The 19,411-nt window shown below is 35.8% G+C and carries 18 protein-coding genes and 1 pseudogene; 11 read left to right on the top strand and 8 right to left on the bottom strand.

Annotation, left to right across the window (positions count from 1 at the left end; translation table 11 throughout):
- The first annotated feature begins 141 nt into the window (after positions 1-141).
- The 3 genes from HMPREF1052_RS06465 to nadE all read left to right on the top strand — a co-directional run bounded on the left by HMPREF1052_RS06465 (position 142) and on the right by nadE (position 5,741).
- Positions 142-3,279, top strand: coding sequence for a TonB-dependent receptor domain-containing protein (locus HMPREF1052_RS06465; protein WP_005760837.1), 3,138 nt, complete (start codon positions 142-144; stop codon positions 3,277-3,279).
- Between the two features lie 270 nt (positions 3,280-3,549).
- A complete protein-coding gene (locus HMPREF1052_RS06460) occupies positions 3,550-4,989 on the top strand; it encodes a nicotinate phosphoribosyltransferase (RefSeq protein ID WP_005760935.1) in 1,440 nt (479 codons plus the stop codon).
- Positions 4,986-5,741, top strand: a complete 756-nt coding sequence (gene nadE / locus HMPREF1052_RS06455; RefSeq protein ID WP_005760842.1) for an NAD(+) synthase — start codon at positions 4,986-4,988, stop codon at positions 5,739-5,741. Before HMPREF1052_RS06460 ends, nadE begins: the two co-directional genes overlap by 4 nt.
- A 55-nt stretch (positions 5,742-5,796) precedes the next feature.
- Here the strand turns inward: nadE and greB are convergent, their stop codons facing one another.
- Positions 5,797-6,273, bottom strand: coding sequence for a transcription elongation factor GreB (gene greB, locus HMPREF1052_RS06450; RefSeq protein ID WP_005760896.1), 477 nt, complete (start codon positions 6,271-6,273; stop codon positions 5,797-5,799).
- Between the two features lie 124 nt (positions 6,274-6,397).
- Between greB and HMPREF1052_RS06445 the strand changes: the two genes are divergently transcribed.
- On the top strand, positions 6,398-8,734 hold the full coding sequence (locus HMPREF1052_RS06445; protein ID WP_005760846.1) for a Tex family protein: 2,337 nt from the start codon (positions 6,398-6,400) through the stop codon (positions 8,732-8,734).
- Between the two features lie 82 nt (positions 8,735-8,816).
- Here the strand turns inward: HMPREF1052_RS06445 and HMPREF1052_RS06440 are convergent, their stop codons facing one another.
- Positions 8,817-9,302, bottom strand: a complete 486-nt coding sequence (locus tag HMPREF1052_RS06440) for a YbaK/prolyl-tRNA synthetase associated domain-containing protein (RefSeq protein ID WP_005760855.1) — start codon at positions 9,300-9,302, stop codon at positions 8,817-8,819.
- 103 nt (positions 9,303-9,405) lie between these two features.
- Here HMPREF1052_RS06440 and HMPREF1052_RS06435 point away from each other — a divergent pair, with 103 nt between their 5' ends.
- Positions 9,406-10,179, top strand: a complete 774-nt coding sequence (locus HMPREF1052_RS06435) for an alpha/beta hydrolase (protein ID WP_005760736.1) — start codon at positions 9,406-9,408, stop codon at positions 10,177-10,179.
- Positions 10,180-10,228: 49 nt separating this feature from the next.
- Here HMPREF1052_RS06435 and HMPREF1052_RS06430 read toward each other — a convergent pair whose 3' ends face one another.
- The 3 genes from HMPREF1052_RS06430 to HMPREF1052_RS06420 all read right to left on the bottom strand — a co-directional run bounded on the left by HMPREF1052_RS06430 (position 10,229) and on the right by HMPREF1052_RS06420 (position 11,317).
- Positions 10,229-10,522, bottom strand: coding sequence for a hypothetical protein (locus HMPREF1052_RS06430; protein WP_005760942.1), 294 nt, complete (start codon positions 10,520-10,522; stop codon positions 10,229-10,231).
- A gap of 3 nt (positions 10,523-10,525) precedes the next feature.
- Positions 10,526-10,924: a phage holin family protein gene (locus HMPREF1052_RS06425; RefSeq protein ID WP_115172958.1), complete on the bottom strand. Its 399-nt coding sequence runs from the start codon at positions 10,922-10,924 to the stop codon at positions 10,526-10,528.
- 81 nt (positions 10,925-11,005) lie between these two features.
- Positions 11,006-11,317: a DUF883 family protein gene (locus HMPREF1052_RS06420; RefSeq protein WP_005760841.1), complete on the bottom strand. Its 312-nt coding sequence runs from the start codon at positions 11,315-11,317 to the stop codon at positions 11,006-11,008.
- 460 nt (positions 11,318-11,777) lie between these two features.
- On the opposite strand from HMPREF1052_RS06420, the gene bioB reads away from it, so the two are divergent.
- Together bioB and modC are read left to right on the top strand one after the other, a co-directional pair.
- Entirely contained in the window at positions 11,778-12,860 is a 1,083-nt protein-coding gene (bioB, locus tag HMPREF1052_RS06415; RefSeq protein WP_005760946.1) for a biotin synthase BioB, read from the top strand.
- Between the two features lie 9 nt (positions 12,861-12,869).
- Positions 12,870-13,556: pseudogene (gene modC, locus HMPREF1052_RS06410) on the top strand (molybdenum ABC transporter ATP-binding protein); the annotation flags it as partial.
- 65 nt (positions 13,557-13,621) lie between these two features.
- Here modC and HMPREF1052_RS06405 read toward each other — a convergent pair.
- Together HMPREF1052_RS06405 and HMPREF1052_RS06400 are read right to left on the bottom strand one after the other, a co-directional pair.
- On the bottom strand, positions 13,622-14,380 hold the full coding sequence (locus HMPREF1052_RS06405; RefSeq protein ID WP_005760862.1) for a DeoR/GlpR family transcriptional regulator: 759 nt from the start codon (positions 14,378-14,380) through the stop codon (positions 13,622-13,624).
- Between the two features lie 38 nt (positions 14,381-14,418).
- Positions 14,419-15,297, bottom strand: coding sequence for a rhomboid family intramembrane serine protease (locus tag HMPREF1052_RS06400; RefSeq protein ID WP_005760888.1), 879 nt, complete (start codon positions 15,295-15,297; stop codon positions 14,419-14,421).
- Between the two features lie 50 nt (positions 15,298-15,347).
- On the opposite strand from HMPREF1052_RS06400, the gene HMPREF1052_RS06395 reads away from it, so the two are divergent.
- Positions 15,348-15,692 carry a DUF5389 domain-containing protein gene (locus HMPREF1052_RS06395; RefSeq protein ID WP_005760772.1) on the top strand — a complete coding sequence of 115 codons (345 nt, stop codon included), beginning with the start codon at positions 15,348-15,350 and terminating at the stop codon, positions 15,690-15,692.
- Positions 15,693-15,715: 23 nt separating this feature from the next.
- Here HMPREF1052_RS06395 and glpE read toward each other — a convergent pair whose 3' ends face one another.
- Positions 15,716-16,048 (bottom strand): thiosulfate sulfurtransferase GlpE, encoded by a 333-nt coding sequence (gene glpE / locus HMPREF1052_RS06390; RefSeq protein ID WP_005760921.1) that lies wholly within the window; start codon positions 16,046-16,048, stop codon positions 15,716-15,718.
- A gap of 208 nt (positions 16,049-16,256) precedes the next feature.
- Between glpE and HMPREF1052_RS06385 the strand changes: the two genes are divergently transcribed.
- The 3 genes from HMPREF1052_RS06385 to fruK all read left to right on the top strand — a co-directional run bounded on the left by HMPREF1052_RS06385 (position 16,257) and on the right by fruK (position 19,409).
- On the top strand, positions 16,257-16,772 hold the full coding sequence (locus HMPREF1052_RS06385; protein ID WP_005760784.1) for a hypothetical protein: 516 nt from the start codon (positions 16,257-16,259) through the stop codon (positions 16,770-16,772).
- Between the two features lie 178 nt (positions 16,773-16,950).
- Complete coding sequence (fruB, locus tag HMPREF1052_RS06380) at positions 16,951-18,465, top strand: fused PTS fructose transporter subunit IIA/HPr protein (RefSeq protein WP_005760835.1); 1,515 nt, start codon at positions 16,951-16,953, stop codon at positions 18,463-18,465.
- Between the two features lie 2 nt (positions 18,466-18,467).
- On the top strand, positions 18,468-19,409 hold the full coding sequence (fruK, locus tag HMPREF1052_RS06375) for a 1-phosphofructokinase (RefSeq protein ID WP_005760751.1): 942 nt from the start codon (positions 18,468-18,470) through the stop codon (positions 19,407-19,409).
- Positions 19,410-19,411 lie beyond the last annotated feature (2 nt).

The following is a 19,411-nucleotide window of genomic DNA, read 5'->3' as shown; positions in this document are numbered from 1 at the left end:
ATTTGAATGATTTCTTATAATATTTCTTGCCTTATTTTTATAAATACATATGATTAGTATCGATAATTAATAGTGATATTGAGAATCGTTATATTTAAATATAACCAAATGGAATTTAAAAAGCGTTAAAAGGAATTATTTATGTTGATGAAGGGTAAACTTTCAACAATTACATTATGCATATTCAGTTATTGTCAATTTAGCTATGCAGAACATAGCACTTCAACAAGTTTAGATACCATTCAAGTTTCTGCCGAAGCACAATCCATACATGATGAAGTACAATCTCATAAAGTGGGTGAAACCGTAAAAACCGCAAAAACCTTGTCAAAACAACAGGTTGGTGATGCCAAAGATTTAGTACGTTATGATCCAGGCGTTACAGTGGTAGAAGCTGGGCGTTTTGGGCAAAGCGGTTTTGCGGTGCGCGGTGTAGAAGAAAACCGTGTTGCCATTCAAATTGATGGCTTAACACAAGCGGAAACCATTTCATCTCAAGGCTTTAAAGAATTATTTGAAGGTTATGGCAACTTTAATAACACCCGTAATAGTGCAGAAATAGAGACATTAAAACAAGTCACCATTCATAAAGGGGCGAATTCTATTAAAGCAGGTAGTGGTGCATTAGGAGGTTCTGTTGTTTTCGAAACTAAGGATGCTCGTGATTTTTTAACAGAAAAGAATTATCATTTCTCTTATAAACGTGGTTATCAGTCAGAATCTAATCAAAATCTCAATACCTTTACCGCCGCAGGACGCTATAAATGGTTTGATTTTCTTGTGGTTCGTACCGAGCGTAAAGGCCATGAAGAAGAAAACTATGGCTATCGCTATTATGATGGCAATATTCAAGGAAGACAACGAGAAAAAGCCGATCCTTATCGTCGTAAACTAGAAAGTACGTTACTTAAATTATCATTTCAACCGAATGAAAATAACCGCTTAACCGTGGCTGCAGATTTATATGATGCCACCTCAAAAGGGCATGATTTTTCTTATACCTTAAAAAGTTCGAATCTCATCAAAGATTGTAAGGATGCACATTGTATCGAAAAAGAATTACGCCATACCAATGATCAAGTAAAACGTAAAAATTATTCATTTGTTTACGAAAATTATTCAAGTAATCCTTTCTATGACACGCTACGGGTAGCTTATTCAAACCAACATATCCGCACACGTGCGAGAACAGATGATTATTGCGATGGCAATGCCAATTGCCAAGGATTTAGTAACCCGCTAGGTTTACATTTTAATGAAAATAATCAATTAGTTGGCAATGATAATAAACCTGTAGAATATAAAAATACTCCCGCAGTTATAGGGAAAGAAACAATTTTTGAAGAAAAAGTGTTTAAATCTAATGTTTATTGGCTTTTCAATCCTGAAATAAAAAAATACCAAGAAGAATTAAGAACAAAATATAATACAAAACAAGTCTCTTATGATCATTCCACTAATGAAAAAGGTGAAGATGTTATTAAATATGAAGTAACCAAAAGTAAAGAAATTTCTCCAGCGGATAAGCATCTGACCATCAATGGTAAGACATATAAAGATGAAGCGCTTCAATTTAGCCCAGTTCAATTTAATTCCACTTATACCTCTTTAATTTTAGCTTGTGATCAGGCTGGAGGAGTAAATTGTCAAAAAGATACGGTTGAAGCATTTGGACCAGATGGCACGATTAAACATTTGCCTTTTACCGTAGAAACCTTAGCTTCTGGAGAGAAAGTAGCTAAAATTACTGCTCAAAATGAAGAGAGTGCAGATACTGCACCTAGTTTAATCCTGCCTGTTGGAAAAGGTTATTTAGAGAATATTTGGACAGAACGTGATTTAAATACTATGACTCAACAAGTTAATCTCGATCTGACGAAATATCTTCAAATAGGCAGTACAGAACATAATTTATCTTATGGTGGATTATGGTCTAATTCGAAAAAAGAAATGGTGAATCATTCAGGTGATAATGCCATCGCTAAAGGCTGGTGGGCGCTTTATCCAACTGATTGCCAAAATAGTACAGATAAATATAATTCTCTCTGTAATAATCGCAATACCTACTCTTTCTTGATTCCAGTAAAAACCAAAACCGTGGCATTGTATTTTGCTGATGATGCCCGAGTAAATCAATATTGGGGTTTTGATTGGGCATATCGTTATGACCGAATTAAACATTCACCTGAATATATTCCAGGGGTGACTCCAAAAATTCCTGATGGCATGGTCAATGATTTATATACAAGAGAACCGAATTTTAATCGTTTAAACTATACCGATCCTGCAAATGATGCCTTAAGAACAGCAAATGCCAATGCCAATATTCGTGAAATTGCGAAACGGAAGAAATTTTCAGCCAGTTCTTATTCATTGGGTTTAACTCTCGATCCGTTAGATTGGTTAAAAATTCAGGCAAAATATAGTAAAGGTTTCCGTGCCCCTGCTGGTGATGAAATTTATTTCACCTTTTTGCACCCTGATTTCTCTATTGAACCGAATAGAGATTTAGAAGCAGAAACCGCAAAAACCAAAGAATTGGCGTTTACTTTCTATAAACCTTTTGGTTATTTAATGGCAAGCGTGTTTCGTACAGATTATAACAACTACATTGATTTAGCCTTTAAATGCCGTAGTGGTGAAAATGGCTGTCGTCAATTAAGTGGACGTGGGCTTGGTTATCCATTGTATAAAAATGTGAATAGACCAAGTGCCAAAGTGACGGGTTTTGAATTACAAAGTAAATTTTTATTAGGTGAAATTACACCAAGATTAACAGGTTTTAGTGTAGGTTATAAATTTACTTATCAAAAAGGCAAAATGGCATATGATCCAAACATTGACAAATATCGCCCAACGGATGGTTATATTCCGATGAATGCAATTCAGCCACCAACTTCGGTAATTAATTTAAGTTATGTTCATCCAGACAATTATTTTGGCGTGGATTTTTATATGACTCATGTAAGTCATAAAAAAGAAAAAGACACCTATAACCGTTATCACGGCGAACAGCAGGCTGCGAACAGCTATATGAAATGGCGTAGTGATGCATATACTTTATTTGATGTCGTCGGTTTTGTAAAACCAATCAAGAATCTTACTTTACAAGCGGGATTATATAATTTAACCAACCAAAAATACGCTACTTGGGATTCAATTCGTTCCATTAAGCCGTTCGGTACCTCTAATTTGATTAACCAAAATACAGGTGCGGGAATAAACCGTTTTTATTCACCAGGTCGTAATTTCCGCTTAAGTGCAGAGGTAATTTTCTAATAAAATTTTAGAAAAAGAGACCGCAGTTTATATAAGCCATTTGGAATGTTATTTCAAATGGCTTTTTAATTTATATCCGTAACAGGTTGATTTATTAACTTATGAGTTAACCCCTTTTCTACTCTTTTTAGTACGGAGCATCATTCTACTTTTGTATAATAATAAATTGATTTATTTTTATTATTAAGGTTTAATGTAGCGTATATGCTTTAATTTTAACGAATTAATCATATATTCTCATAAAATAAATATACGTGCTAAGGAGGTACTATGCAAAATAGCGCATTGATGATGGATTTCTATGCCCTCACCATGGCGAACAGTTATTTTGAACAAGGTAGAAAAGATGAAATTGCTTACTTTGATTATTTCTTTCGCCGCGTACCTGATGAAGGCGGTTATGCCGTATTTGCAGGTTTAGAACAACTCCTCTCTTATCTTGAGCAATTGCGTTTTACTGCTCAGGAAATTGATTTTTTACGTCATAAAAATCTCTTTTCCGAAAGTTTTCTTGATTATCTTAAGCACTTTCAGTTTCGTGGTGATGTTTGGGCAGTTAAAGAAGGTACGGTAGTTTTTCCACATGAACCTTTAGTTATTATCCGTGCACCCATTATCCATTGTGCATTGATTGAAGCCTTTTTGTTATTTACCCTCAATCATCAAACGTTAATTGCAACCAAAGCAGCGCGTATTGTCAGTGTGGCACAAGGGCGTAAAGTTTTCGAACTAGGGGCAAGACGTGCACATGGTGGAGATGCGGCTCATTATGGTGCAAGAGCAGCTTATATTGCAGGGATAAATGGCACATCAAATGTGTATAGTGATTTTATGTGTGGAATTCCCTCATTAGGTACGATGGCACACGCTTATGTACAAAGTTTTAATCATGAATATGACGCTTTTTTACAATATGCTAAAGATTATCTTAATAATAGCATATTGTTAGTAGATACTTATGATACTTTAAAACAAGGCATTCCTAATGCAATAAGAGTTCATAAAGAATATTTAGCCCCTCTTGGCTATTCTCTTAAAGGCATTCGTATTGATAGTGGTGACTTAGCTTACCTAAGTATTCAAGCACGTAAAATGTTAGATGAGGCAGGTTTAACCGAAACGCAAATTACCGTTTCCAATTCTCTAGATGAATATTCAATTAAAGATTTATTATCACAGGGAGCGAAAATTGATAATTTCGGTGTTGGTGAGCGTTTAATTACGGCGAAAAGCGAACCTGTATTTGGTGGTGTGTATAAAATTGTTGCTTTAGAAAAAGATGGCAAGCTTATCCCTAAAATTAAATTAAGCGAGACCTTACAAAAAACTACGACCCCTGCGTTTAAAAATTTATGGCGTTTATATGATAAAAATCATAAAGCGATTGCTGATGTGATTACTTTACATGATGAAATGATTAAAAGCGGTCAACCTTATCGCTTATTTGACCCTGAATATACTTGGAAAACTAAGCAAGTCACCGATTTTGTTGCGGAACAAAAACTCTTACAGTGGTTTAATCAAGGCAAACGAATGATTGATTCTCCCACTTTAGAAGCCATCCGAACTTACTGTCAGCAAGAAATTCAATCTTTATGGGAAGAAGTTAGACGGCTAGAAAAACCTCATGGTTATTATGTGGATTTATCACAAGATCTCTGGACATTAAAACAAGAACTTATTAAAAAACACTCGGGTAAACAAAGATGAAAACAGCAGCTTATGTGGATTATTTAGTCGCCTGGTTAGAAAGCCAACGGACAGAACTTTATGGCATGGATGGTTATACTTTAGGCGTCAGTGGCGGTATTGATAGTGCGGTGTGTTTGCATTTATTAGCACGCACCAATGCCCCAATTCAAGCCTTAGTTTTACCTGCAGCGGTGAGCAGTCAAGAAGATGTAAATGATGCGCAAGCCGTATTAAAAAGTGCGGGAGTTTCTGGGCAAATTATTTCCATTGCGCCTTGGTATGATTTGATTATGGCACAATTACAACCTGCCTTATATGCCGAGCCTGAACGTGTAAACGTACTCAAAGGCAACTTAATGGCTCGTTTGCGTATGATTGCTTTGTTTACCACGGCACAAAGTCATCGTTCTATCGTATTAGGCACAGATAATGCGGCGGAAATACTAACAGGATATTTTACCAAGTTTGGCGATGGTGCGGCGGATGTGTTGCCTTTAGCGGGGTTACGCAAAGAACAAGTGTTTGAATTAGGTCGTTATCTTGGTGTGCCTAAATCGGTATTAGAAAAAAAACCGAGTGCTGGCTTATGGGAAGGTCAAACAGATGAAGGTGAAATGGGCGTAACTTATGCAGAAATTGATGCTTATTTACGTGGTGAACCTGTGAGTGAACAAGCCTTAAAACAAATCCAATTTTGGCATAATCGATCACATCATAAACGTATGTTACCCCCAAAACCCATGGGGTTAGATGAGTTTAAAGGTAAATAAATGATAAAAATGTCCCTTGTTTTCTAAGGATTTTTTTTATGATTCTGACTAAGAATTATTTTTCATACCAGATCTTATTTACATACAATATCACCTTTCCTGAAGGTGTTTCTACTCGCACTTCATCATCTATTTGTTTTCCAATTAATGCTCGAGCAACAGGCGAATCAATAGAAATCCAGTTTTTAGCAGGATCAAACTCATCACAACCAACAATGCGATATTGTTTCACTTCGCCTTCTTCATTTTCTAATTCAATCCAAGCACCAAAGAACACTTTGCCCTCTTGTTTGGGATGATAATCCACAATCTGCAACACTTCTAAACGTTTAGAGAGAAAGCGAACTCGGCGATCAATTTCACGTAAACGACGTTTACCATAAATATATTCGGCATTTTCACTGCGATCACCCATTGCCGCAGCTTCAGATACCGCTTGTGTAACTTTAGGTCGTTCATCTTTCCATAAAAATTTTAGTTCTTGGTCGAGTACATTCCAGCCTGAACGAGTAATGTAATTGGATTTAGCCATAATATTGATCAATTCCCTATAAAAGTGCGGTCAATTATACCTGAATTTTAATAAATATTTGAGCCACTCAGATAAAACCAGTATGCTATGCACAATTTTGTAACATGGAAATATTAGAAATACGATGTTAAACCAACAAATTAGTCAAATTATTGCAACAGAACTCAGGGTTCAACCACGACAAATTTTAGCCGCTATTCAATTACTTGATGATGGTAATACAATTCCATTTATTGCACGTTATCGTAAAGAGGTGACGGGCGGGTTAGATGATACCCAATTACGTCATTTTGAAACACGTTTAATTTATTTACGTGAATTGGAAGAACGCCGCCAAACTATCCTGAAATCTATCAATGAGCAAGGTAAATTAACGGATGAATTGCATGATAAAATTAATACCACACAAAGTAAAAATGAATTAGAAGATTTATATTTACCTTATAAACCCAAACGTCGCACTAAAGGTCAAGCTGCTATTGAAGCTGGGCTTGAACCCTTGGCAGATTTATTATGGACTAAGCCTAGTTGCGATCCTGAACAAGCAGCAGAAGGTTATATTGATGCGGATAAAGGCGTAACAGATAGTAAAGTGGCATTAGATGGTGCGCGTTATATTTTGATGGAACGTTTTGCGGAAGATGCAGAATTATTGGCAAAAGTTCGTCAATATTTGCAAAAAAATGCGGTGATTATTTCCAAAGTAATTGAAGGCAAAGAAACTGAAGGGACAAAATTCCAAGATTATTTTGATCATCAAGAATTGTTAAAAAATGTGCCATCGCATCGAGCATTAGCTATGTTTCGTGGACGCAATGAGGGAATTTTACAACTTAGTCTAAATGCCGATCCAGAGGCAGAGGAAGGCAGTCGCCATAGCTATTGTGAAGAAATTATTCGTGAACATTTAGCAGTACATTTAACCAATCAGCCTGCGGATAAATGGCGTGAACAAGTGATAGCTTGGACATGGAAAATTAAAGTATCACTGCATTTAGAAACCGATTTGATGGGAGCATTACGTGATAAAGCAGAAGATGAGGCAATTGATGTTTTTGCTCGAAATCTGACCGCACTTTTAATGGCGGCTCCTGCGGGTGCGAAAACGACTATTGGTCTTGATCCAGGTTTACGTACAGGAGTTAAGGTTGCAGTGGTGGATAACACGGGTAAATTATTAGCAATAGACACTATTTATCCACATACAGTCCGTATGAATGAAGCTATGATTTCACTCTATCAATTAGGGAAAAAATATCAGGCTGAGTTAATCGCTATTGGTAATGGTACTGCTTCTCGTGAAACTGAACGCTTTGCTAAAGATGTGTTGAAGCACTCCTCAGATTGGACAGCACAAACTGTGGTTGTCAGCGAAGCTGGAGCATCGGTTTATTCTGCTTCTGAATTTGCCGCAACAGAATTCCCTGAATTAGATGTCTCTTTACGGGGTGCAGTTTCAATTGCTCGTCGTTTACAAGATCCCCTTGCAGAGCTAGTGAAAATTGAACCAAAAGCAATTGGCGTGGGACAATATCAACATGATGTGAACCAAACTCAATTAGCTCGTAAGCTTGATGCTGTGGTAGAGGATTGTGTAAATGCCGTAGGTGTCGATATTAACACCGCTTCTGCTCCCTTATTAACTCGTGTGGCGGGTATGAGCAAAGTGCTTGCACAAAATATTGTAGATTATCGAGATGAAAACGGTCGTTTTGATAGTCGCCAACAGCTCCTAAAAGTACCACGTTTAGGACCAAAAGCTTTTGAACAATGTGCTGGCTTTATGCGCATTGTTGATGGTAAAAATCCACTAGATGCTTCTGGTGTTCACCCTGAAGCTTATGCTGTGGTAGAAAAAATACTACAAGCCACCGAACAATCTATTCAAGATTTAATGGGCAATGCCAATGCCGTTCGTCAGCTTGATGCAAAACAATTTACTGATGAACAATTTGGTTTGCCAACGGTTCAGGATATTTTCAAAGAACTTGAAAAACCAGGTCGTGACCCACGTGGTGAATTTAAAACAGCAACCTTTATGGATGGTGTAGAAGATATCACAGACTTAAAACCAGGTATGATTCTAGAAGGTACGATTACTAACGTGACTAACTTTGGTGCCTTTGTGGATATCGGTGTTCATCAAGACGGTTTAGTGCATATTTCGTCACTTTCCGATAAATTTGTGGAAGATCCTCATCAAGTAGTGAAAACTGGTGATGTGGTGAAGGTAAAAGTATTGGAAGTGGATGTGGCACGTCGTCGTATTGCCTTAACTATGCGTTTAGATGAAAGTGCGGTAAAAAATTCTGAAAAATCTGACCGCACTTTATCGGCCAAATCTCGCCAAAATGATAGTCAATCACGTACAAATGGACAACGCCAAGAACGTGCTCGAGGTAATAACCAAAGCTTCGCTAATAATGCTTTTGCAGATGCATTGAAAAACTGGAAAAAATAAGATTTTTTACAAGCTGGTGCTATTCATATGGATTGTTTAGCTCACAATCCATATGCATTGCTAATATTATTTACAATAAACATTATTGTTTAGCAAATTGTACTAGTGTCGGTTTCACAATTTTTCCATAATCTTCCGTATTTAAAATGATAGAGCGTTCTAAAGTGCCTGCATTAAAAGCGAGTTCATTGTAACGTTCTAGCAAACTTGGATCAGCTATCAACATTAAACTTTCATGAAAGCTAAAAGGTGGGATAGCGCCAAATACGCAATCAGTCAATTCTGTCACTTCCGCAGGGCTTGCAAGTGAGGCTTTTGTGCCTCCTAAGTACTCAGCGATTTTGCTCAAATCCGCTTGGCGATCTGCTGGCAGAATAGCAAGTACGGTTTGCTTGATGCCATTCCCTTTTATTTTACACACAAGGGCTTTTGCGCCTTGCCCTAATTCGGTGCCTCTGATTTTGGCTACTTCTTCTGATTTACCTGCTGTTGGGTGTTCTACTACTCGGTAGCGTGCTTGCTGTTGATCTAAAAGTGCGGTTAGTTTTTGAAAAATTTGTTCAGACATATAGCCTTCCTATAAATGATTTTTGCATAGCATATCACTCTATAAATTTTAGGCAAATAGCGTTATTATTTACCTTAATTTTTAAGGTAGTTAGAAAAGAAAAATGGAAAAACTCTTTGATATTAACGAGCAAGGATTAAGTGTTCGCTGTAAGTTATATTTTGAAAAAGATATTCAGCACATTGAGAATGTAGTGATTGTTTTACATGGTTTTGGTTCATCTAAAGATTTAAAATCAAACACAAAATTTGGTGAACGCTTGATTTCAAAATATAAAAATTATGCGGCACTTGCCTTTGATTTACCTTGTCATGGAACGGATGCTCGTAAGAAGCTGTCAGTGGCAGATTGTTTGGTCTATCTACAATTAGTGATCAATTATGCTACCACTAAACTTAATGCTAAAAACCTTGATGTTTATGCAACCAGTTTTGGGGGGTATTTGGCATTGAAGTATATTGCTGAAAATGGTAATCCTTTTCATAAAATTGTTTTACGTGCCCCTGCGATTAAAATATTTCGTACTTTGATAGACAATCTGTCTGATGAGGAACGGAATAAACTCGCCAAAGGCAAGGAAGTGATGTTGGGATTTGAACGTAAAATGAAAATTAGTAAGGATTTTTTCGATGAACTGGAACAAGGCGATATTAGCAAAAACGATTATCTGGATTATGCCGATGATATATTAATTTTACATGGTACAGATGATGAAATGGTGGCGTTGAGCATATCGCAAGAATTTGCTGAAAATAATGTGATTGAACTTGTTGCGATAGAAGGCGCAGATCACCCCTTTTCCAACCCAAAATTAATGGACTTAGCTATTGGAAAAGCAGTAGATTTTTTGGGAAATATTAATTCGGGGCATGATTGATTACTCTTTTTCTTAAAAGTGCGGTAGATTTTGAAAAAATTTCAGATCATCAATGGGATTCTTTATATTGATGATCTTTTTTATTTCCTAATGCCAACAAAGTACTGAGACCTAATACAGAATATATTAATCCTTTTTTTGTCAATAGGTGTTTGGCTAGCACATTCAACGCAAATGTTTTTACCACAGGAGAAGCCAGTAAAGCGATACTGGTTTCTTTTGTCATTTTTAGAGGTTGCATTATTTCACGCTTAGTTTGTTGGGTTTGTGCTTGGAATTTCATGCGTAAAGCATTGCCTTTCAAAATCAGTAATTCTTTTTCATTAAGAGGACGAGATTCCATAACTTACTCCTTAATATTATCTTGTTTCAATTGCGTGGCTTTTTTCATCGCTTCAATATCTAATTTTACTTCTTGTAATGTGGCTTCCATGAAATGTCGTTGTTTTTTTAATGATGATATTACAATGCCACCCAAAATAAAGACGAATAGGATACCCATACCGCTAATCAAGAAAAATACCCAAACTTTTTGTTCTTCGGAGAGGATAGTATTTAAGCCAAATAATAAGCTAATAAAAGAGATGAGTAAGAAAATAGAAGACAATAACACTAATGCTAATGTTAATATAAGTTGATTTTTTTGCTCATTTAATTCAATACGAGCCATTTCAAGACGAACTTGTGCCAGCTCAAGTAGCGTAAATGCGCTGTTTTTAATTCCTGATTTTAAATTTTGTAACATATGCATAGTGATGCCCTCATAATAAGAAGAACAATAGGCTACATCAAAATGAGAGGTAGCCATCTGTTAGATTATTAGGGACTATCTTCTGCTAATTAATACACCAAGTAATAGTCCAACCACACCAGCTACACCAATAGCTTTATATGGATTTTCTTGAACAAGTATATCTGTTTGTTTTACTACTTGTTTTGCACTTTCAACGGTTTCTTCTTTTAAATTTGAAAGCTGTCCTTTGACATCATCAATTTGTTTGTTTAATTGTGTTCTGAGTCGTTTTAGCTCTGTTGTAGAGGTTTCACTTTTTTCATCTAAAAGTGCTTCTGCGCTTTTTAAGATTTCTTTAATTTCATTAGTTAACTCTTCACGTTTTGCATCTAATTCTTTGCTCATAATATCCTCCTTGGTTTAAATTTAAGGGATAAAGCAAAATATTTTGGAGCCATAAACTAAATTTTAAGCTCACTTTCAGCATACACATTTAAATAAAAATGTCAAATTTGTGTAAGAAAAATGTGAAATATCATATAAAACAATTTGTTTTTCCTATCAATATAATGATTTTAAGAGAAGATAAATTTAAATTTTTAAGTCTTATTTAATCTGTTTTTATTGATTTATTTCTTTATCTTCTTCTCGGAATTTGCAGTATTAATTCCTGAAAAAATAAAATTTAGTAATTAATTTATATACTTATAATAACTGGTATGATGTGGAATAATTATTAGAAATGATATTATGAAGAAAAAATTAAGCACTAAGTAATAACTTTTCGAAATTTTATTTTGTTAAAAATATGTTACATAGTATGATCTTGATATATTGTAAATGATGATTGTAAAAGGAAATTTATATGACCATTTTAGATATAGAAGCAGTTAAAAATCGTGTTATTCAAGGTGAAGAATTGAATAAGCAAGATGCGTTAGAATTGGCTTTACATGCTCCATTACAAGCACTTTGTCAGGCTGCAAATGAAATTCGTGAACAGCTTTGTGGGAAAAAATTTAACCTTTGTAGCATTATTAATGTGAAATCAGGACGTTGTCCTGAAAATTGTAGTTATTGTGCACAGTCAGCCAGATTTGAGACGGATTGTGAAACTTATGATGTGCTCAGTCAAGAAGCCGTTTTACAGTTTGCACAATCTCATGAAGCGGAAGATACACATCGTTTTTCATTAGTTGCAAGTGGGCGAGGTATTAAAGAAAATAGCCGAGATTTGAATAAATATTGTGCTATTTATGAAGCTTTAGAAGATAAAACATCACTGCATCTTTGTGCTTCACTGGGTTTAGCTGATGTGCCTGCACTCAAACAGTTAAAAGCAAGTGGTGTGCAAACTTACCATCATAATTTAGAATCTTCTCGACGATTTTATGCCAAAATTTGTACGACTCATACTTATGAAGATCGTGTGCAAACTTGTAAAAATGCACTTGCGGTGGGTATGGATATATGTAGTGGGGGAATTTTTGGTTTAGGTGAAAATATGGAAGATCGTATTGATATGGCACTAGAACTACGTTCGCTTGGCGTAACCAGCGTGCCAATTAATATTTTGACACCAATTAAAGGTACACCGCTAGAAAATGCACCACCTCTAACAACTGAAGAAATTTTACGCTCTATTGCGATTTATCGATTTTTATTGCCAAAAGCCTATTTGCGTTTTGCTGGAGGACGCAATAATTTGGGGTCAGAGGTAAAAACTGCATTAAAAAGTGGGATAAATTCTGCTTTAACAGGCAATTTTCTTACTACACAAGGCGATACCATTGATAGTGATAAAAAAATGATAAAATCTTTGGGATTTGATCTTGAATTAGGGGATGATCGCCGAATCAAACTCACACCTCTCCATAATCGTTATAAATCTAATTTTACAACTTACTATAAGCAAGGCATAATACCTACGATTAATCGATCCAAGTAGGATGAAGGAATGTTAGAAATCAATGTAGAAAAGCAACTTGGTGAAATGCATTTACAAGCGAATATCATGATTCCATCGCAAGGGGTAACGGCATTATTTGGTTTATCAGGTTCGGGAAAATCTTCATTAATTAATTTAGTCAGTGGTTTATTGACGCCAGATCAAGGTTATATACGGCTAAATGGAAAAACCTTAGTGGATATTTCACAAAAAATGGATTTACCCATTCATCAGCGTAAAATGGGTTATGTTTTTCAAGATGCTCGCCTATTTCCTCATTACACCGTAAAAGGCAATTTACGTTATGGAATGCCTAAAGCGCATGGAGGAACTTTTGAACGGATAGTTCAATTATTAGGCATTGAAGCTTTGTTAAAACGTTATCCTATGACTTTATCTGGTGGTGAAAAACAGCGAGTTGCCATTGGACGTGCTTTATTAACTGCTCCTGATATACTATTGATGGATGAGCCTTTATCGGCTTTAGATGCACCTCGCAAGCTCGAGTTAATGCATTATCTACAAAAACTTTCTAAAGAAATTGAAATTCCTATTTTATATGTCACTCATAGTTTGGAAGAGCTGAAAGCTTTAGCACAGCGAGTTATTTTATTGGAACAAGGCAACGTGATTGCTTATGATGAATTAGATAATATTCTTGAAAGTCCAGTATTTTCACCTTGGATAAACTCATCTATAACATAAAACTGCGGTAGGATTTTGGAAAATTTTTCGAAAACCTACCGCAGTTTTTAGGTAAATTATTTACAGATTTTTAATTCTACAGAGCTTTCTTTGAGCAATTCAAGAATTTCTTTCGGTGGTTCTTGATCGGTAAGTAAGTAATCCACATCTTTTATTGAGGCTAATTTGACAATAGCTTGACGTGAGAATTTTGAATGGTCTGTGACTAGAATGGTTTCACGAGAGCTTTCAATAATGGCTCTTTTTACTTGTACTTCGTGGTAATCGTAATCAAGTAAAGATCCATCTAAATCAATACTACTGATACCTAAAATGCCATAATCCAAACGGAATTGAGAGATAAAATTAACTGTTGCTTCTCCAATAATCCCTCCATCTTTGCGTAGCGAACCGCCTGCCATGGTGATTTGGAAGCTTTCATTCTGCATGAGAATGTGGGCTGCGTTCAGATTGTTGGTTACGATACGAAGGTTTTTGTGATCTAATAAAGCACTAGATACCGCTTCAGGTGTGGTGCCAATATCAATAAATAATGAGGCTCCGTTAGGAATGAGACGGGCTGCAACTTGTGCAATATGGTTTTTTTCAGTAGAAAAGAAATTTTTGCGTTCAAAATAATCACTATTTTCAGCACTAGATGGCGAGGCAGCACCACCATGGTGGCGACGAATCAGATTATTTTCTGCTAATTCATTTAAATCACGTCTAATGGTTTGTGGGCTCACATCTAGTAATGTGACTAATTCTTCGGTACTGATATAGCCTTGTTGTATAACCAGTTCAACGATTTTTTGATGTCGGATGGATTGTTTCATACTATCCTCTAAACGCAAATAAATAACTTGTTGATATTTTAAACCAAATTAAAACTTTTTGTGATCTTTTCTTGGATAAAACCAAGCACTAATCCGATAATGAGTCCACTAATATGTGCAGCATTTCCCATTTCAATGCCAAAAATAGGGCTGATAAATCCAAAAGCAATACCGATAATTAGCATATTAAAAAAGCCTTGTGGGAGTGCAAATTGATGATGATTCAATTTGTCGATGACAACAACACATCCTAACACTGCGTATACTACACCAGATAAGCCAAAAAAATTAGGACCCGAAGCAAAGTTTTGAATAATGCCTGTTATGATAGCTGCACATAAGTAGAGAATGATTAATTTTATTGTGCCAAAAGATTTTTCAATCGCACTAGCAAAAATCCACCACCAAACTAGATTGAAAGTAACATGCATTGTTGATAAATGGACTAATGTGTGGGTTAAATAACGCCATAATTGATGATGTTCTTGAAAATCACTAGGATAATGAGCCCATTGCATAATTTGTTCATCAAAGCCGATAATTTCAAATCCATAGACAATTACACAAATTAAAGTCATGAGTAAAGTAAAAGGACCTGTTTTGAAAAGCTGTTGACGTAAATTACTCGTAGCGTTTTTCGGTAAATCTTTAGTGATGTCTTTTGAAATGGATATATCTCCAGTTTCCCAACTGGCTTGTTCATAGCGATCATCAAGAGGATTGCGACTAAATTCTTCTAGATCTTGCATAATTTCGTCAAAGTGCGGTGTATTTTTAGGAAAATAAACGGCAATGATTTGTTGTTGGAATTCATTTTGTTCAGTTTTTAAAATGAGTTCTATTTGATATTTTTGGCGTATATAATCTCTAAATTGTCGAGGAAAAGTTGGGATTTCACTTCTAAACAGTAATTGCATTTGATATATTCCTAATCTAAATTTTGTTTATTGTAAGGGATAGGAAGGGAATGGAAAAGGAATCAATTAATCAACCACAAAAATCGCCTTCAATGCCAGAGGGTTTTAGTCGTTTTACCTGGGCAATTGCAGCTTTTTGTTTGCCTATTTTTTTATGGCCATTAGCATCATTAGTTTCTACTAACTTAGAAAAAAATCCAGCATTAAGCCAAGGTCAAGTGAGATTTATGTATCTTTGCTTATGGCTTTATCCTTTTGTATTAGCTATTGTGGCACGTATTTGTTATAAGCTGAATCAGCGTAATCATAATCTCGCTAAGAAACTATTAATAGTGAGTACAATCGCTTTTTATGGGTTACTCTATTATATCGTGAGCGTGGGTTTTGGCGCATAATATAACAACTTATGCGTTTTATATTAATCCTGTGAATAAGCGGTTTCTATTGGCATTTTTGCTTTTTCCCAATTTTCAAAGCCGCCAATAACGCTATATACATTATCGTAACCTTGTTCGATTAGGAATTTTCCAACATTGAGACTACTGATGCCGTGATAACAGCTTAGGATAATAGGATCATCAAAATCATATAAATCTTGAAACTTACCATAGGTTTGGTTTGTCAAATGAAATGCCCCTTTGGCATGGCTATAGGTAAAACGTTGTTCATCACGAATATCTAATAGCACAGCGTTTTCGCTATTCATCATGTCCCAAGCTTGTTGTGGTGTAATTTGGATAATTTCTGTCATAATTCTGAGTGATTTTGTCAACTATAAATTAGGGTGTAATATAGCAACATTTTTGTATAGGGTAAATTAAGATAGAGAAAATCTTTTATAAATTTTTAAAAATTTAACCGCACTTTGTGGCAAAGGAATGAAGATAGGAAAAATCATTTAGGTTCTTTCTCAGTCGCAGTATAATAGCTAAAGCTATATTCATTATTAAAGGGTATTTATGTTAAAAAAACTTTCTCTTGTGGCTATGATGGCGGTGCTTTCCGCTTGTTCTACATCTTGGAAAACTTATGTGCCATTTATGGGTGACAATAAGCCAGTAATTAATCTAGATAAAGAGCAAATCGATCAAAAGTCTTATGCTGTAGCTTATGCAGCAACGGTACAATCTTATAAAGGACGTATTAACTTAGATTATGATGTTAATTCTTTTGGTAGCGGAGTAAATGACTGGTATTTAAAACGTATTTTAGTGCCAGTTGAGCAAATTAGAAATAAATTAGCGAGTGGTTTAGATAGCCAATTACATGCTTATTATAGTGGCGTCGTGTTTGCAGCAGATTTACAAAATAACTTTAGTCGTTTGAGTAAAACTTGTTGGTCTAAAATTGATCCAAAAAGTATGACGCAAGGTATTTACGATGCTGTCATTGACTTACGTAAAGACAAAGTACGCTCAGATGAAGATGAATATATCACTAAAGGCAGCGAAGACTTATTAAAGGTCTGTAAATAAGCATTTTTTACTCAATATTGTGAGCAAGTTCAAATTTTTTATTATTGATTTCTTTTTGAACTTGCTCATTTCTCTATTATTCGCAATAATCAACCCATTCATTTGATTTTTTTTAATGAATTAAAAACTGAAACGTTTTTGCAGGTTAAAATAACCAATTTTAGAATAAGGATTCAGAATGTTTAATTTATCAGAAAGTAACATTCACTTATCAGCTCAAGCCTCAAATAAAGAGCAGGCTATTCAGTTAGTTGCACAGGCTCTAGAACAAGCTGATTATGTGGAAAGTGGCTATTTAAAAGGCATGTTAGCACGTGAACAACAAACTTCAACCTTCCTTGGCAATGGTATTGCAATTCCACATGGTACTTTAGAAACGCGTAGTATGGTGAAAAATACTGGTGTTCAGGTGTTTCAATTTCCTCAAGGTATTGTATGGGAAGATGGTCATATTGCTTACGTTGTTATCGGGATTGCTGCTCGTTCAGATGAGCATTTAACTTTACTTCGTCAACTAACACATGTGCTAAGTGATGAAGAAAAGGCTAAGAAATTAGCTACTTTACAAGATGCAAAACAATTTCGTGCAATATTGATGGGAGAAGAAGAAACTTTTGTTATTAATAGAGAAAATATTCACTTAGATGTTTATACTTCTAGTTTACTGGCTCTCGTCGCAATTAATGCAGGGCAATTACAACAACAAAATGCTGTGGATAATCAATTTGTTACAGAGATTATTGCAAATGCGGCATTACCGTTAGGAAAGGGATTATGGCTAGCAGATAGTGCGGTAGGAAATTTGAAAAATTCGCTTGCTTTTAGTCGTGCAAAACATCCTTTCGAAAATAATGGCAAAACTATTCATGCGGTTATTACCATTGCAATGAAAAATGAAAGTCTGAATGATACGCTGATTCGCTTATTAGATGAGAAGGTTCAACATAGTTTATTAACAGGAAATTTAGAGCAAATCCTTGCTGCATTAAAAGGCGATCCTATCTCTATAGAACAAACTCCACCTTCCTTTTCTCAAACTTCACAATCAAGCCATAGCGTCATAGGGACTTTCACTGTGCGTAATGAGAATGGCTTACACGCCAGACCGAGTGCTAATCTTGTGAATTTGGTGAAACCATTTGATACTAATATCACTGTGGAAAATATTAGCCGTGGAACACCAGCTGTTAATGCAAAAAGTTTAATGAAATTAGTGGCATTAGGTGTTATTTGTGGCCACCGCTTACGTTTTGTTGCAGAAGGTAAGGATGCTCAACAAGCTATTGAAGCGATTGCTAAAGAAATCACATTGGGATTTGGTGAACCTGTTTCTGCAGTACCGCCAACAGAACCAGATAGCATTGAAGTAATAGATAATCAAACAAGCCAACCAGTTAAGTTTGAAGAAACCATGGCAGAAGAGGTTGAAGGTGTATTTGTTATACAAAATGATCATGGTTTACATGCTCGCCCCGTTGCAGTATTAGTGAATGAGGTAAAAAAATATCAGGCATCTATTGCCGTTCAAAATCTTGATCGTGATAGTCAATTAGTGAGTGCAAAAAGTGCGATGAAAATCTTAGCACTTGGCACAGTAAAAGGACATCGATTACGTTTTGTTGCCACTGGTGAAGATGCTCAACAGGCAATAGATGGCATTGGTGCAGTAATTGCTACAGGTTTAGGAGAATAACCATGGCGAAAGTTGCAACGATTACCTTAAATACGGCCTATGATTTAGTGGGGCGTTTAAAACGCATTGAATTAGGTGAAGTAAATACGGTTGAAACCTTAGGTTTGTTCCCTGCGGGTAAGGGGATCAACGTCGCTCGTGTATTAAATGACTTAGGTATTCCTGTTGCTGTGGGTGGCTTCCTTGGTGAAGATAATGTTGGCGATTTTGAAACTTTATTCAAAAAAGAAAACATTGAAGATAAATTCCAACGTGTTGCTGGTAAAACACGTATTAATGTGAAAATCACGGAAACTGAAGCTGATGTGACGGATTTGAATTTCTTAGGCTATCAAATTAGCCGTGAAGATTGGAAAAAATTCACAGCAGATTCGCTTATTTATTGTCAACAATTTGATATCGTGGCGGTATGTGGCAGTTTACCTCGTGGTGTGACACCTGAGTTATTTCAAGCTTGGTTAAGTGAATTACATGAAGCCGGTGTGAAAGTGGTATTAGATAGTAGTAATGCTGCCTTAACTGCTGGGTTAAAAGCTAATCCTTGGTTGGTTAAACCAAATCATCGAGAGCTAGAAGCTTGGATTGGTCATCCTTTGAATAGCATTGCAGAAATTGTTACAGCTGCAAAACAGCTAAAAGCACAAGGTATTGCAAATGTGGTTATTTCCATGGGGGCTAACGGCTCATTATGGTTAAATGATGATAAAGTGATTCAAGCCCAACCAGCAAAATGTGAGAATGTTGTCAGTACAGTCGGTGCAGGTGATTCTATGGTGGCAGGGCTTATTTATGGCTTTGTTAAAGGTTTATCCCAACAAGATACTTTAGCTTTTGCAAGTGCAGTATCTGCCTTTGCTGTTTCACAAAGCAATGTTGGTATAAGCGATCAACGACTCCTCGACCCCATTCTAGCTAATGTAAAAATTACAACGATTGAAGGATAATC

This window comes from Pasteurella bettyae CCUG 2042, assembly GCF_000262245.1.
GTDB lineage: Bacteria > Pseudomonadota > Gammaproteobacteria > Enterobacterales > Pasteurellaceae > Basfia > Basfia bettyae.
Note: the sequence above shows the minus strand (reverse complement) of the source record. Positions and strands in the feature narration are given on the sequence as shown.

Excerpts from the sequence above, each read along its gene's own strand:
- HMPREF1052_RS06465 (WP_005760837.1), top strand. The coding sequence starts at position 142 with ATGTTGATGAAGGGTAAACTTTCAACAATTACATTATGCATATTCAGT.
- HMPREF1052_RS06460 (WP_005760935.1), top strand. The coding sequence starts at position 3,550 with ATGCAAAATAGCGCATTGATGATGGATTTCTATGCCCTCACCATGGCG.
- nadE (WP_005760842.1), top strand. The coding sequence starts at position 4,986 with ATGAAAACAGCAGCTTATGTGGATTATTTAGTCGCCTGGTTAGAAAGC.
- greB (WP_005760896.1), bottom strand. The coding sequence starts at position 6,273 with ATGGCTAAATCCAATTACATTACTCGTTCAGGCTGGAATGTACTCGAC.
- HMPREF1052_RS06445 (WP_005760846.1), top strand. The coding sequence starts at position 6,398 with ATGTTAAACCAACAAATTAGTCAAATTATTGCAACAGAACTCAGGGTT.
- HMPREF1052_RS06440 (WP_005760855.1), bottom strand. The coding sequence starts at position 9,302 with ATGTCTGAACAAATTTTTCAAAAACTAACCGCACTTTTAGATCAACAG.
- HMPREF1052_RS06435 (WP_005760736.1), top strand. The coding sequence starts at position 9,406 with ATGGAAAAACTCTTTGATATTAACGAGCAAGGATTAAGTGTTCGCTGT.
- HMPREF1052_RS06430 (WP_005760942.1), bottom strand. The coding sequence starts at position 10,522 with ATGGAATCTCGTCCTCTTAATGAAAAAGAATTACTGATTTTGAAAGGC.
- HMPREF1052_RS06425 (WP_115172958.1), bottom strand. The coding sequence starts at position 10,924 with ATGTTACAAAATTTAAAATCAGGAATTAAAAACAGCGCATTTACGCTA.
- HMPREF1052_RS06420 (WP_005760841.1), bottom strand. The coding sequence starts at position 11,317 with ATGAGCAAAGAATTAGATGCAAAACGTGAAGAGTTAACTAATGAAATT.
- bioB (WP_005760946.1), top strand. The coding sequence starts at position 11,778 with ATGACCATTTTAGATATAGAAGCAGTTAAAAATCGTGTTATTCAAGGT.
- HMPREF1052_RS06405 (WP_005760862.1), bottom strand. The coding sequence starts at position 14,380 with ATGAAACAATCCATCCGACATCAAAAAATCGTTGAACTGGTTATACAA.
- HMPREF1052_RS06400 (WP_005760888.1), bottom strand. The coding sequence starts at position 15,297 with ATGCAATTACTGTTTAGAAGTGAAATCCCAACTTTTCCTCGACAATTT.
- HMPREF1052_RS06395 (WP_005760772.1), top strand. The coding sequence starts at position 15,348 with ATGGAAAAGGAATCAATTAATCAACCACAAAAATCGCCTTCAATGCCA.
- glpE (WP_005760921.1), bottom strand. The coding sequence starts at position 16,048 with ATGACAGAAATTATCCAAATTACACCACAACAAGCTTGGGACATGATG.
- HMPREF1052_RS06385 (WP_005760784.1), top strand. The coding sequence starts at position 16,257 with ATGTTAAAAAAACTTTCTCTTGTGGCTATGATGGCGGTGCTTTCCGCT.
- fruB (WP_005760835.1), top strand. The coding sequence starts at position 16,951 with ATGTTTAATTTATCAGAAAGTAACATTCACTTATCAGCTCAAGCCTCA.
- fruK (WP_005760751.1), top strand. The coding sequence starts at position 18,468 with ATGGCGAAAGTTGCAACGATTACCTTAAATACGGCCTATGATTTAGTG.